Genomic DNA, 13249 nt, shown 5'->3' on the forward strand with positions numbered 1-13249 from the left:
ATGCTGCTCGACTATGACCGCATGGGTGGACTGCGGGTTGCCCTGCTCGGCTTCACCGCGCTGGTCGCCGGCTTTCTTCTGTTGCCGGTGATCTTCATTGTCCTGCTCTCCTTCGGCTCGTCGCGCTGGCTGGCTTTTCCGCCGCCCGGCTGGACGCTCAAATGGTACCAGGAGCTTTTTGCCGATCCGGCCTGGCTCGACGCCGCGCTGACCAGCGCCCGGATCGCCACCATGACGGCGATCCTGGCAGTAGCGATCGGCCTACTCGCCTCCTTTGCCCTGGTTCGCGGAAGGTTTGCCGGACGTGAGATCCTGCGCGGCCTGCTGCTGACGCCGATGGTGCTGCCCGTCGTTGTCTTCGCCATCGCCATCTACGCCTTCTTCCTTCGCCTTGGCCTCGGCGGCACCACCATCGGCTTCGTCATCGCCCACACCGTGCTGGCGCTGCCCTTCGCCATCATTCCGATCGCCACCGCGCTCGAAGGATTCGACAAGTCGATCGAGGACGCGGCAATCGTCTGCGGGGCAAGCCCGCTCGAGGCCAGGCTCAGGATCACCTTGCCGTCGATCCGGATCGGCATCTTCTCCGCCGCGATCTTTTCCTTCCTCGCCTCGTGGGACGAAGTCGTGGTGGCGATCTTCATGGCCAGCCCCAGCTTGCAAACCTTGCCCGTCAAGATCTGGGGCAGTCTGCGGTCGGACCTCAGTCCGGTGATCGCCGCTGCCTCCAGCCTGCTGGTCGGGCTGACGCTCGCCCTGATGGTGATGACGGCGCTGCTGCAGCGAAAGTTCCGGACATGACCCACCCTTTCCTCTCCATCCGCAATCTGCGCAAGGCGTTCGGCGCGATCGTCGCCGTGCACGACGTCACGCTGGACATTCCCAGGGGCGAGTTCCTGACCTTCCTCGGGCCCTCCGGTTCGGGAAAATCGACGACGCTCTACGCGATCGCCGGCTTTCAGGACCCGACTTCCGGCGATGTCTTGCTGGAAGGAAAATCACTGCTTGCAGTGCCTTCGCACAAGCGCAACATCGGCATGGTCTTCCAGCGCTATACGCTGTTTCCGCATCTGACGGTGGCCGAAAACGTCGCTTTTCCGCTGCGGGTTCGCCGCCGGCCGGACGCCGAGGTGAAGAAAAAGGTCGCCGACATGCTGGCCCTGGTGCGGCTCGAAAGCTTTGCCGGACGCTTACCCGGTGCGCTGTCGGGCGGCCAGCAGCAGCGCGTCGCGCTGGCCCGGGCGCTGGCCTACGATCCTCCGATCCTTTTGATGGACGAGCCATTGTCGGCGCTCGACAAGAAGCTGCGCGAGGAAATCCAGGGCGAAATCCGCCGCATCCATCGCCAGACCGGCGTCACCATTCTCTACGTCACCCACGATCAGGAAGAGGCGCTGCATCTGTCGGACCGAATCGCCCTGTTCAAGGATGGCCGCATCGAGCAGACCGGCACCGGCGAGGATCTCTATCTCAGGCCGGCGACCGATTTCGTCGCCGGCTTCATCGGCAATTCGAATTTCCTCGCCGCCGAACATCTCGGCACCACCAACGGCACGACAACGATCCGCATGACAGACGGTTCGGTCATATCCGGAGTCAGGGCCAACGGCACGTTCGGCAAAGGCCAGAAGACCAGGCTGATGATCCGGCCCGAAGCCTTTAGCATGGAGCGGAGCCCGGCGAGCGCGGAACTGAATGTCGAGATCGTCGACATCGCATTTTACGGCGAGCGCCGGCGGATCGTCGCGCGCATCGCCGCTGGACAGGAGGTTGACATCAGGCCGACCTCCGCCGCCATGCAATCGCAGGATGTGTGGCCCTGCAGCCGGCAGGTCTTTTTCGATCCCGCTGCTGCATTCCTGTTTCCGGCCTGACCAAGCCGCGGTGGATCGCCGCCCTTCAACGCTTCGCAGCGATGGAAGCGTGCTTGGGAACAAGCTGCGGTTAGGTCCATCATCAGCTTCGGTCAGCAAGCGCGCAACGTGATCGACGCTGCAGTCGGCTGATTGGATGGCGGGCGCAACTCCCGTATCCATTGACAGTCGTCATGCTCGGTTGGAAGATGAAGAAGGTCAGCGGCGATAGCCATACGGGAAGGCAATGGTCCAACCGCCAGATACCGGACACCATCCTGGCAGCGTCGTCGCGGTCATCGTCATTTGTTTGATCATCGTTGCTTTGTTCTTCATAGGCTTCAGATACTCAAGGCCAGGCCAGGGTACCCTCGTTATTCCCGGCGGTACGCTGCAGCAACCGTGAATCCGACCCTTTGGCGCTGACGCGAAGCCGTTCTCAGGCTGCCAAACGTGCCCGGCGGGACTGGGGGACGCCGCAGAATGGGCCGGCGGTTCGCAGCCGGTCTTTTGCTTCTCGCCGCGGCATTCCTTTCCCACCTAAACAACCGAGCCTGACCGGTGTGAGGTCGACCATACTAGGAGACGACGAGCGCTCAGCCACTAGGCACTAGACGGCCCTGATCAGCCGGAGCAGAGAAAGCGCTTCGAAAAAGGTCCCCTTGCGAAAGGCAAGATAGGTCGGCTCTTCGACACCATGGAACCGGCGCTTGAAGGCCGCCTGCCCCTGCAGATTGAAGCGGGTGCGATTGACCCAGGGGGAGTCATAGGCACGCTGGAAGGCGTGCCGCCAGAAATCGCTTTCGGCAAACCCGCTAGGTCCGATTTCGACAAGCGGCGACAGGCCTAGGGTGACGACGGAAACACCTTCATCGCGAAAGCGGTCGACCGCGAACTTGGTCAGGCCGATCTCGGCATGCGCCGAGGCATCGATGTGCTTGCGCTTGAACGAGGTGGTGTAGCCGATGACCTTGCCGTCGCTGAACAGCGGATCGAAATCCAGCAAGGCCACGAGCCCCCCATCCGGACCGTGCAGGACGAAACGGCGCATATCGACGCCAAGGTGATCGGCAAAGGGCCTGTTGAGAAATTTCATCTCCCAGCGCTTGACGATGCGGTCGGCCCGCCAATTCTGGGAGAGTCTGGCAATCTCGTCGAGGAAGACAGTCCCGTTGTCCTCTGCGAAGGAAAAACCCTTCTTCAAGAGCCAGCGTTCGGAATAGCGCACTGTCTCATTGCGCTTTCCGGAAAAGTCGTGTCTGGGCAGGACAAGCCTGGTGTCGACGCCGAGGCGGTTGACCTGATAGCCAAACCCGGCAAGCACGCGCGCCGTCTGGTCGCCGATCTGCACGAACCACGGGCTGCCGGCAACCTCGATGAAACGTCTGATATAGTCGCGCCGATCGGCCGGGGCAGCCACTGGATCACCGAGCGCGAAATGATGTCGCGTTTTGCTGCCGTAAGCGATGTAGCCCTGGGCATCGCCGAAGTAGTGAAGCCCCTTCTGCACGGCGGTCGAATAGGCAAGGGAAAAATCACCATGGCGACGGACCAGCGCCAGGCGCTCGACATAGTTCAGCTGCAGCCGCGGTATTTTAGGCCCGCGGTTCTCCAGGAAACGATCGAGGCGTCTTCGCAGTGACGGCATGGTCGACTTTCGCGTGCCGGCTAAGCCGATGAAAGAGCTGACGGACCCCAAACCGATCATATTGCCGCGAGCTGATCCTTATCTCAGCGCGGCATGTTTACCCGGCCGGAGCCGCCAGATTCGTAGGCGCAATCTGCCCCGGTCCCGCCCCCAGACGGCAACACGCATTGTTATCGACGCCCAGCGCCTGACGGCTGGTTGCTGCGCCCTTGGCGACACGAAAATCAATGCCACTTTCGGAAGCACCCAGATCACCTGCCAAACACGATGTTCTTATCGAACGGCGCTCTGAGAAGATTCCGCTTGATCGGAAGCCAGGAACTCGTCGCGTTCTGCTATCCACAAATCGGCGTAGTCGACATTCTGCCATTCGGCAAACCACGGGCCGCCGCTGGTATAGTGGACCGCCTTAGGTGTGCCGACCGCAGGCTTTTCATTCCAACCTTCGAGCCAATTCCACTCTACCGGCAATGAGCCCAAATCTTTGTCGGCAACCCACTGCATTCGGTGAAGATAGGCGCCACTTTCCCGATTCACGACCTCTGGCGTGAGCGATCTGACCGAAGGATGCGCGCAATTGAACAGCATCAGCGACGACCAGTTTTTCCGAGGATAGGACGTCTGGACCACACCATCCATCTTGGTTGTGGCCTTCGGCGCATAGTCATGCTGGACGCAATAGACCGCCTTGTCCGAGTCCGTATATTTCAGCAGGCCTGCGACGTCACCAAGCCACAGGAAATCACAATCGCAAAACAGGGCCCAACCCGTGTAGTCGGCGAGAAAGGGCGTGAGGAAGCGCGTGTAGGTGAACTCCGTTGAGGCGAGCGGATCTTTTTCCCGCCAATATAGCCCGCGGGCACGCATCTCGTCCTGTTTGATCGGAATGACGGAGACAGGCGCCGACGCATGTTTGAGCAGCGAGTGTCGCGCGACGTCGTACGCGATCGGCTCACGGCTGTCCCATCCGATAAATACCCTAAACGCATCAGTCATATTCACTACCCTGGCTTTCGATTTTTACGGTCGTACACTAACTAGTTGGCGATGGCTCGGCAACAATTGCGGTCAACCAAGCCGGTTTCTCACAGATTTGTCCTGGCCTCAGCGTTGCTTTTTTGGGTGGACCGGGCCTCGCATTCCCAATGCGACACGGGCCCATTTCTGATAGGTGTAGCTGGCCGAATACGCGGCCACCATCGCACCAATGGAACCGTCCAGAAATCCCAGCCGGAAAATATAGCTGCGCACATAGGCCCAGACCGAGCGCAAAACCGCCTTGCCTATCGAGCTTTTTTTGCCCTCGGCAAGCAGTTGCGCGGCGGACGCTTCTGCGTACCGGCCGATCTTGTCGTGGGCATCTGCCAAGTCGGTAATGGAATCGTGCTCGATCGGCTGGGACAATCGGCTGACCTTCCCGTTCACCAATACCTTCTCGTGCACGGTGTCGTCGCTGAACCGCCCGGAGCGGCGACGGAAGAGCCTGAGCACCAGATCGGGCGACCAGCCGCTATGGCGGACAATGTGCCCGCAAAAGCGCGATCTTCTCGGTATTTCGAAGCCGTCATTGGCTTTTGGGTCGGCGATTGCGGCCCTTATTTCCGCGCCGAGCGGCGCCTCCACCCACTCATCGGCATCCAGCGAGAGGATCCAATCCCCCGTTGCCGCGGCCAGCGCACGGTTTTTTTGCGCGCCGAAACCGGGCCAATCAACGGTCATCAGAACCTTTGCCCCCAGAGCACCGGCAATCTCCCTGGTTCTGTCGCTGCTGTTGTTGTCGAGAACGACGATCTCATCGGCAAAATGGACCGACCGAAGGCACTGCGCGATGGATGCCTCCTCGTTGCGGGTGATGATAATGACCGAGAGCGCCGGCACGGTCAGAATGTTCCGGCATCAAAGCTGCCACTGTCATTCGAATGCATCTGCAGCATCGGCTCCCGCTCCGTTGGCACACTGAGGGTACTGACCTAATTCAACAAAGTCGAAAATCATTTCAGATCAAGGCTTTCATAAAGCGCCATCATTCGCTTGATCATGACATTGAAATCATAGTGTTCGGCGGCCGCTCTCACCCGGGCTGCGGTCTCAGGTCGTGACGACAACTGCAGCGCGTGCGCGAGCGCTGCAGCGAGGTCGCTTTCGCTGGCCGCATCGCAAACGAGCGTCGGCTCGAACCGCTCGACAAGCTCGCGCGCTCCACAGCCGGTGCTTACCAGGGCGGGCAAGCCGCTGGCCATCGCTTCGATGACCACTGTGCCGAAAGGATCATAGATGGAAGGCAGCACGGCAATATCGGCCGCGCCGTACCACGGCAGCATGTCTTTCTGCGGCCCCAGCATCTTGAGCCGTGCGCCGAGACCGAGCCTGTCACCGACCTGCCTGAAGGCGTTGGCGCGCGAATCATGGCCGATGACCCACAATTCAGGCTCGCCATCGAGCCTGGCGACCGCCTTCATCAGTGCAAGAAGTCCTTTTCGCGCAAAGCCCGAGCCGACAAACAGGACGACCGGCCTGTTTTCGTCAACGTCGAGCCGCGCGCGGATTGTCGCCCGATGCTGCTGGCGCAGCTGCGGGTTGAAGCGGTCGAGATCCACCCCGTTGGGAATATGGTGCACATTTTCCGCCGGATAATCGTAGTGACGGACAATGTCCTCTGCCACCATCTTCGAAATGGCAATGACAGCTTTGAGCCTCGGGCTGGCGTAGGTTGCACGTTCAAGGCGCAGCGTCTGGCGGTGAAAGGGGCTCAGCGCCATTGCCGCCCTGCCAAGCCGCGTCTCGAAACGCCGCCGCTCGGCAAGGTAGGCGGCATGAACGCCCTCCCCGGCCCGGAAGACATCGCAGCACGGGAGGCGATCGTTGCTCTGCACCAGCGCCGGCGGCATCTCGGCGATCTTGCGGCAGGCGGCTTGAGCAAAGGACGTCGCCCGCAGCGAACGCGGAAACCGGCGGCCGGCACAATGGATGAACTCGATGCCTTCATAACGCGGCCAGTCGCCGGACAGCACGGCCACCCGCCGCTGACGCGCGGCGAGTGCGGCCATGATGTTTTCCAACATGATCTCGCCGCCACCGAAAGGCGCATAACGCTGGCGCACGAACAGGAGCGGCCTGTCGAATTGATTTTCGGTGCCACGAATGCCGGCGTGCATGGGGTCTGGGCTCCGGCCTTGTTGCCATCTGACGATGTCTATAGAGGCCAGCGCGCATCGGCAACAGTTGGAAAGCTCACCCGCCGGAACTCAGAACAGGCCTGTGTCCATTGTCCGCAACTGCTTGCGATTTGCCTAACGGTGCTGCATGTAGAAATTAACTGCAAACAGCGGATCAGCGCCAGCTCCAGCCGGGCGGTGACCGCCATGAGGGGAATCGATGGCTTGAGCAAAGCAACCTGGCCCGCCATTGTCCGCCGGACGATTACCGACACCGCCATATATCGGCTGAGACACACTTTCGGAAGACGGGCAGAAGTGTCATCGCTGCGGCCGATAACGCCCCTTAAAGCGAATGACCTGCCTTTGATCCTCGTGATCCGCAACGAGGCGGACAGGCTACGCCCGTTCCTGAAGCACTATCGCGAACTCGGCGTCACCAGATTCGCCGTCCTCGATGATCGCTCGACAGACGGAACAGCTGAGCTTCTGGCCGAGCAGCCAGATGTCGATCTATTCAGCTCGCCGATCACCTATTCGCAGTCGGACCTGGGAAACCTTTGGCGTCAGGGGATTGTGCAGATCTATGGTCAGCCTCGCTGGTATCTGACCGTGGATGCCGACGAATATCTTGTCTATGACGGTATGGATCAGCATCCGCTCGGTGCGATGGCCGACTGGCTCAAGCGGCGCGGAATGACACGCCTGCTGGCGCCGATGATCGACATGTATCCGAGCGGAAACATCTGGGACGTACCCTTCGATCCCATCGTGCCGCCATGGCAAGTTGCGGACCATTTCGACGGCAGCGGCTATGAGGTGACGAGGAGCCCCCGGCATCTCAAGATCACAGGCGGCCCGAGAACCCGGCTTTTCGCCAGGCAGCACAAGTTGACCAAGTTTCCTCTGATATATGTTGATCGCCAGACGATTTTTACGTCGATTCACTCACCGCTGCCCTACTGGCGAAACTATATAAAGGGATTGGCTGGCCTGCTTCATTTCAAGTTCTTCGCCGATTTCAACGACAAGGCGCAGGTCGCGGTGGCGGAAGGTCAGTATTGGAACGGCGCTTCCAAATATCGCCAGTATCATGAGGTATCGAGCGGTAAAGCCGCTCTCAGCGCGATGAGCGAACAGTCAATGCGGTACGAAGGCGCTCACAGCCTGTTCAAAACGGGTTTGATCGACAAAATTGATTGGTAGACGGCATTTCAAGCAGATGCCGAACCGACATCATGCATAACCGAATGCTTTCATAAGCTGGGCACCTCGTCCTTGTACCAGGTCCTGTAGCTCGGCGTTTCCAAGTTCGGAGCGCCATCTTCCGCTCCCGTCATAGATCGGCTGATTGACCTGTTGGTTCCGGAGCACCGCATGTGGCGTCTCGCCGCTGGCGTCGGTCGGCTTGAACCACTGCTGCGGGTTCTTGTGATAGTCGAGGAGATCCGGGCTGAAGGTTACATCGAGAAAGCCGCATATCTGCTCGACGACTTTGGCCGGATTCTCGACCAGGTCCTCATAGCGATAGATCAGCACATCCGGCTTTCCCCGTTCCGCAAGAACCAGCGCGTTGTCGTTGATCCAGCGGTCGAGAGCCTCCGTTGGGTCGCCAAGTCGTTTGATCAGGGACGCTACGACGTCGCGCCCATCTCGCACCGGCATGACGAAACGCGCGCCGGGCACGAGCCGGCGAATGCGGGCGACACGGCGGATATGCCGCGGTGTCTTTTCAAGCAGCACGTTCTTTCCAGCATCGAGCGCCGCCCGCTTCAGTTTCCAGAAGCGGAACATCGCCAGTGGCGTCCACTTGAAGAAAATGTTGGTTTCCTGGAGCGGCAGGTAGACGTCGGGATTCGACGCAAGGATCGTCGCAATCAACGTCGTCCCGCTATGGCCGCAGCCGCAAATGAATCCGGTCCGCATCACCATGTCGGCAATGCTCCCTAACCCAAGGCGACCCGGGCGCGGTTATCGACGCGAGCGTAGCACAAGCCGTTCGTGCTAAAAACCTTGTCCAGCTTCTCCCAATATTCGAACTTAGCCAACTGCTCGTCACAATAGGCCACGTCGTCCTCGGAAAGATATTCGCCGTAACCGCCTATCTTGCCCTTGCGCACCTTGAAGCTTTCGGGATCATTCGCATCGCGCGGCTGTAATATCTTGCCGTATCGATCGGACAGATCACCGGTCGATTCACTCACTTTCATCTTGTCGAACGTTCGGTTGTTCGCCACCTCGACAAGCGTCCGATCGTCAGCCTGCTGGTTCAGGAATCCAAGGATCGCGCGAAGGACACCAGCCGTATCCCGATGCATATCTTCATATTGAAGATACCGGATTTCGCGCATCCGGGGCATGGCCGCGAACCAATGCAGATTAAATCTGATGATCTTTTCAATCCCATGATTGTCGCTTCTGATAAAATCGCTGAACGATCCCGCTGGAAGCATGTGGCGCTTCTGAACCTGAAAGTACCCTGAGACCACCGTATCTCTTGGATCGCGAACAAGCATTATTGTTCTTCTCTTCTTGTATCGGGATTTATTCTCCTTGAGGCCCGATATCGGTCGAAGTAACTTGTGGTCGGTTCCGTCGTGAATGTATTGAACTTCAACTCCGAGATCGTCCAGCATGACACGTAGCCACGTGCGCCCCGATTTTGGAAAGGATACGATAAGAGGAAGAGGCGGCGCTTTGGCCTGGAAAAATTTTAGAAAGGACATGTTTAGAAAGGACATGGAGAGACCTCCTTTAGATTATCAGAGCTGGCGCCCGAACCGCTGCCGGCCAGACCAACCCCATTACTGGGCGCCTAAGCCTACGGCTAATTCGAACACAAGGCAGAAATGCCAGCAAGAATTGCGATCCTCTGCGGGGCGAATTGGCCTTTACTATATCCCGGTTCGGAATGCCTTATGTTTTTTGGCCTGTTGCGACGACTGTTCGACACGGGCGCTCCATTCCGCGGTCCGTCGGCCGAACTCCTTAATGCGCATCGCGTCGAAGCGTATTCAGTGACGCGCTTTTGGACGACATGCATTAGCCACTCACTTTTGTGAGCCATGGCGCCAGAATGGACTCGGCCTCGCCCATCACCACGGACCAGGGGCGTTCCCGTTTCGAGACCAGCACGGCCGATGGATAGTAGGGCGTGCGGTCGCCCTCGACCGGCCAGGAGCGCTTGAAGCCGTCGCCCAGAATGAAAACCGAGGGGATGCCGAGCGCGCCGGCCAGATGCGCTCCGGTATTGCTGATGGTCACCACGGCGTCCATCGCGGCAACCTGCGCGGCGAAAAGATCCATGTCGACGAGCTGATCGACCGATCTGTCATGAAGAATTCGCTCCGGCTCACCGTCGGTCAGGATCTTCAGATCGGTCTCGATCTGGCCGTACTGCAGCGAGACGAACCGGAGGTCCGGTCGGCCGATCAGGTTTCGCCAGGCGGCAAGCGGCGGCAGGTCTTTGCCGGGATTGGAGCTGCCCCATGCGATACCGACCAACGGCCGTCCTTCCTTCCGGTAGCGGGCGCGAAGTTCAGCGACCCGGGCCGGATCCGGCTTAAGGGGCACGAAATGCTCGCGGATCGTCGCCTCGTCGGTTTCGAAAACGGCAGTCAGATGCTGGACGCCGGCGAAGGCCTGCGCCTCGGCATAGGCGGCCTTGCCGCCAGCGCCGACCGGCCGCACATCGGCGGTCGGAAAAGTGCGCTGAAAGAGCGGTACCAGGCGGCGCTCGACCAGCACGATCGAGCGGGCGGCGCGCGCCAGGGCACAGCCGACGGAACTCGCATGATGGATCGCGGTGGCCAGACCCTGCTTTTCGGTTTCCATCAGATCAATCAGCAGTGTCTGGCCAGAAATATCCTGGCCCAGCCACTCGCCATCGACGCGGCCGTTGACGATGTGGCGTCGGGCGATCCTGAGTTCGGCGGCTGCGCCATAGGCGCCCATCCGCATCAGCGCCTTGCTGAGCTCGTCGATCAGGTGGACCTCGCCCCTCGACTTCGCAATGGATCCAAGAGCCAGGGCTTTCGGCAGTGCCGCCGGCCAATCGCGGGACTCGACGCTCCGCCGATAATCCGCCATCTGATCGGCAATGTCGCCGTCGCGCCAGCGAAGGAAGAGCTGCCGCCGGTGACGTCGGAACCAGACCTTGTATTTGTAACCTGCAAGCGCGACAGCGCGGCGCAACCGGCCGAGAAGTTGGCTACCCTCCATCGCCAGCTCCGCTGATGATTTGCATGACCCGTCCGCCTGCTTCCTGCACTGCCGACGCCCAGGCTCGGCCGCCTTTTCGGACCAGTCGAACGCTCGGATATGCGGCGACGGTCTCACCGAAAGCAGGCCAGGACAGCCGAAATCCATCGTCGAGCATGACAATCGTCGGCACGCCGAGCGCTCCGGCGAGGTTGGCGCCGGTATTGCTGATCGTCACCACCGCGTCGAGCGCCGCAATTTGGGCGGCAAAGCGGTCCATGTCCGTCAACTGGTCGACGGAAGCGTCATGGATGATGCGCCCCGGCGCGTGGCGCTCGAACTCGGAGAGGGCCGGCCCGACATCGCCATATTGCAAGCTGACGAGGCGCCCCGGCAGGCTGCTGAACAGCGTCCGCCAATCGTCCAAGGCCGGCAGATCCTTGCTCTTGTTGAGGCTTCCCCAGGCAAATCCGATCAGGGGACCTGGGCCGCTATCGAGATAGGTGCCGCGCAGCTCGGCAACCAGTCGCCGGTCCGGCTCCAGCGGAACGAAGGGCGCGCGTGCCGCCGGGTCGTCCGGCCAGAAATGCTTTGCGAGTGTCTCGAAACCGGCAACGACATCGGCGTCCACCGCCGCCATGTCCTCTTCCCCTTCAATCCTGACATCGAGCGCAGGATATGTTCTGCGATAAAGCGGTGCCAGTCGCGGCTCGACGAAGACGATGCATCGACCGGCAGCCGCAGCTGCTGGACCAAGCAAAGACGCGAACTGGAAAAAGATCGCCAGGTCGCCTTCGCGACGATCGACGAGAAGCGTGCGACCCGCAAGATCACTGCCATCCCAATCGGGCCTGCCGCGCAGCTGCTTGCTCGCCGCCATCAACTGCCAGATGCGATTTCCTCCGTCGAGACGCCTCAGTCCGCGCCCCGCTTTCTTGATCAGGCCGAGATCGTCAAGCTGCTCACCAAGCGCGCCAAGCGCCAGTGCATGGTCGCGAGCAGTTTGCCAGTCACCACGCTGCACGCTTTCCTCCATCAGCCTCATATGCCGTTCGGCGCTTTCGTCGGCGTGGCGCGAGGGACGTCTAAGAAGTTCCTTTGCCCGCTCGAGGACCTTCTGCAGCCGCTTGCCGACGGCGCCCTGCGGGCGCAGGTCGGCGGTTTTTGCCTTCTGAAGGATGGTTCGTCTGTTCTGCACGGCGATGTTCTATCGTCCCCGGGGAGCGTCGGAAAGCGTCGTCAGGATCGACGAGAGCCGCCGGCCGGCCTCGTCGAGCACCAGCGACCAAGGGCGCCCCTCCTTGCGAATGACAATGCCCTTCGGATACCAGGGTGTCCGGTCGCCGGTCACTGGCCATGCCGTCTGAAAATTATCGTCGATGAGGAAAACAGTCGGCACGCCAAGGGCTCCGGCAAGATGGGCCGCCGTATTGCTGATCGTCACGACAGCATCGAGTGCGGCGAGCTGTGCGGCGAAACGGTCCATGTCGACCATCTGGTCGACGCTGTCGTCAAAGATCAGACGCGCGTCGTTGCCGTTGCGAAGGCGCCGCAACGCCGGCTTGATCTGTCCGTACTGGAGCGAAACGAATGTCGCTTGTGTCTGGGCGATGAACCGTGCCCATTCAGAAAAATCAGGCACGTCCTTGGTGTGGGATTTGCTGCCCCAGGAAAGACCTGCCAGCGGCAGATCCGTCATCGAGCGATAGCGCTTGCGGAATGTCTCGACGAGTTCAGGATCTGCCCGCAGCGGCACGAAGTCGGCAGCAAGTTTTTCGGCATCGCGTCCGAACACCCAGGCGAGATCTTCGAACGTCGCACGTTTGTTGCCGACCACATCCTGCTGCGCCGGGACCACGGTCGCCTTCGGGAACGTTCGCTGCAGAATTGATACCAGGCGCGGCTCGACCCGAATTGTTGCGCTTTGGGCATAGGCAGCGGCAGCGCCGGCCAGTCGCGCGTGGCGGATAACCCGACCAAGGCTGCGCGGGTCATCCTCCACAAGATCGATCAGCAGTGTATCCGATCCGAGATTCTCGCCGGTCCACTCGTTGGCGCTTTTCCCTTTCCGCAGCCGGCGAGCGGAAAGCCGAAGCTCAGCTGCCCGCGAAAAGTTGCCAAGGCGTTCGAACGCCTGGCCCGCCTTCTGCATCAGCTCCGGGTCGCGATTATGATCGGCCGTGACAGCCATCTCATTGGTACCGGCTTCAAGGCCTTTCCAGTCCCTGCGCACGATCAGGGCCTCAACCTTGGCCTGCAGATCAAGAATGGAACGAGGCTGCTTGGGACTAAAAAACAACCTGCGCACCGCCTTTTTGTACCGGCGCACCTGAAGGCCCAGTCCACCAATCACATACCGGACATAGGAACCGTGATAAAAGCTGGTCATCGGC

General features: G+C 60.4%; 12 protein-coding genes. 3 read left to right on the forward strand and 9 right to left on the reverse strand.

What is annotated here, in order from left to right:
• Both NKI59_RS17430 and NKI59_RS17435 read left to right on the forward strand, forming a co-directional pair.
• Entirely contained in the window at positions 1 to 801 is an 801-nt protein-coding gene (locus NKI59_RS17430; RefSeq protein ID WP_352705611.1) for an ABC transporter permease, read from the forward strand.
• Positions 798 to 1874, forward strand: a complete 1077-nt coding sequence (locus NKI59_RS17435) for an ABC transporter ATP-binding protein (RefSeq protein ID WP_352575042.1) — start codon at positions 798 to 800, stop codon at positions 1872 to 1874. The genes NKI59_RS17430 and NKI59_RS17435 overlap by 4 nt, the downstream gene beginning before the upstream one ends.
• 589 nt (positions 1875 to 2463) lie before the next feature.
• On the opposite strand, the gene NKI59_RS17440 is transcribed toward NKI59_RS17435, so the two are convergent.
• The 4 genes from NKI59_RS17440 to NKI59_RS17455 all read right to left on the reverse strand — a co-directional run bounded on the left by NKI59_RS17440 (position 2464) and on the right by NKI59_RS17455 (position 6656).
• Positions 2464 to 3501: a phosphatidylglycerol lysyltransferase domain-containing protein gene (locus tag NKI59_RS17440; RefSeq protein WP_352705614.1), complete on the reverse strand. Its 1038-nt coding sequence runs from the start codon at positions 3499 to 3501 to the stop codon at positions 2464 to 2466.
• A gap of 273 nt (positions 3502 to 3774) precedes the next feature.
• Positions 3775 to 4497: a glycosyltransferase gene (locus tag NKI59_RS17445; protein WP_352705616.1), complete on the reverse strand. Its 723-nt coding sequence runs from the start codon at positions 4495 to 4497 to the stop codon at positions 3775 to 3777.
• A 108-nt stretch (positions 4498 to 4605) separates the two neighbouring features.
• Positions 4606 to 5379 carry a glycosyltransferase family 2 protein gene (locus tag NKI59_RS17450; RefSeq protein WP_352471919.1) on the reverse strand — a complete coding sequence of 258 codons (774 nt, stop codon included), beginning with the start codon at positions 5377 to 5379 and terminating at the stop codon, positions 4606 to 4608.
• Between the two features lie 113 nt (positions 5380 to 5492).
• Positions 5493 to 6656: a glycosyltransferase family 4 protein gene (locus NKI59_RS17455; RefSeq protein WP_352705619.1), complete on the reverse strand. Its 1164-nt coding sequence runs from the start codon at positions 6654 to 6656 to the stop codon at positions 5493 to 5495.
• On the opposite strand from NKI59_RS17455, the gene NKI59_RS17460 reads away from it, so the two are divergent.
• Complete coding sequence (locus NKI59_RS17460) at positions 6624 to 7862, forward strand: glycosyltransferase family 2 protein (RefSeq protein ID WP_352616090.1); 1239 nt, start codon at positions 6624 to 6626, stop codon at positions 7860 to 7862. The two genes, NKI59_RS17455 and NKI59_RS17460, sit on opposite strands and share 33 nt — an antisense overlap.
• Positions 7863 to 7892: 30 nt before the next feature.
• Here the strand turns inward: NKI59_RS17460 and NKI59_RS17465 are convergent, their stop codons facing one another.
• The 5 genes from NKI59_RS17465 to NKI59_RS17485 all read right to left on the reverse strand — a co-directional run bounded on the left by NKI59_RS17465 (position 7893) and on the right by NKI59_RS17485 (position 13245).
• On the reverse strand, positions 7893 to 8588 hold the full coding sequence (locus tag NKI59_RS17465; protein ID WP_352705621.1) for a sulfotransferase family protein: 696 nt from the start codon (positions 8586 to 8588) through the stop codon (positions 7893 to 7895).
• Between the two features lie 14 nt (positions 8589 to 8602).
• Positions 8603 to 9397: a sulfotransferase domain-containing protein gene (locus tag NKI59_RS17470; RefSeq protein ID WP_352616093.1), complete on the reverse strand. Its 795-nt coding sequence runs from the start codon at positions 9395 to 9397 to the stop codon at positions 8603 to 8605.
• A 301-nt stretch (positions 9398 to 9698) separates the two neighbouring features.
• Positions 9699 to 10877 carry a glycosyltransferase family 9 protein gene (locus NKI59_RS17475; RefSeq protein ID WP_352705624.1) on the reverse strand — a complete coding sequence of 393 codons (1179 nt, stop codon included), beginning with the start codon at positions 10875 to 10877 and terminating at the stop codon, positions 9699 to 9701.
• On the reverse strand, positions 10867 to 12054 hold the full coding sequence (locus NKI59_RS17480; RefSeq protein ID WP_352705626.1) for a glycosyltransferase family 9 protein: 1188 nt from the start codon (positions 12052 to 12054) through the stop codon (positions 10867 to 10869). Before NKI59_RS17480 ends, NKI59_RS17475 begins: the two co-directional genes overlap by 11 nt.
• Positions 12055 to 12063: 9 nt before the next feature.
• Positions 12064 to 13245 (reverse strand): glycosyltransferase family 9 protein, encoded by a 1182-nt coding sequence (locus NKI59_RS17485; protein WP_352705628.1) that lies wholly within the window; start codon positions 13243 to 13245, stop codon positions 12064 to 12066.
• Between the last annotated feature and the right edge of the window lie 4 nt (positions 13246 to 13249).

The organism is Mesorhizobium sp. M0598 (assembly GCF_040320865.1).
In the GTDB taxonomy this organism is placed as follows: Bacteria; Pseudomonadota; Alphaproteobacteria; order Rhizobiales; family Rhizobiaceae; genus Mesorhizobium.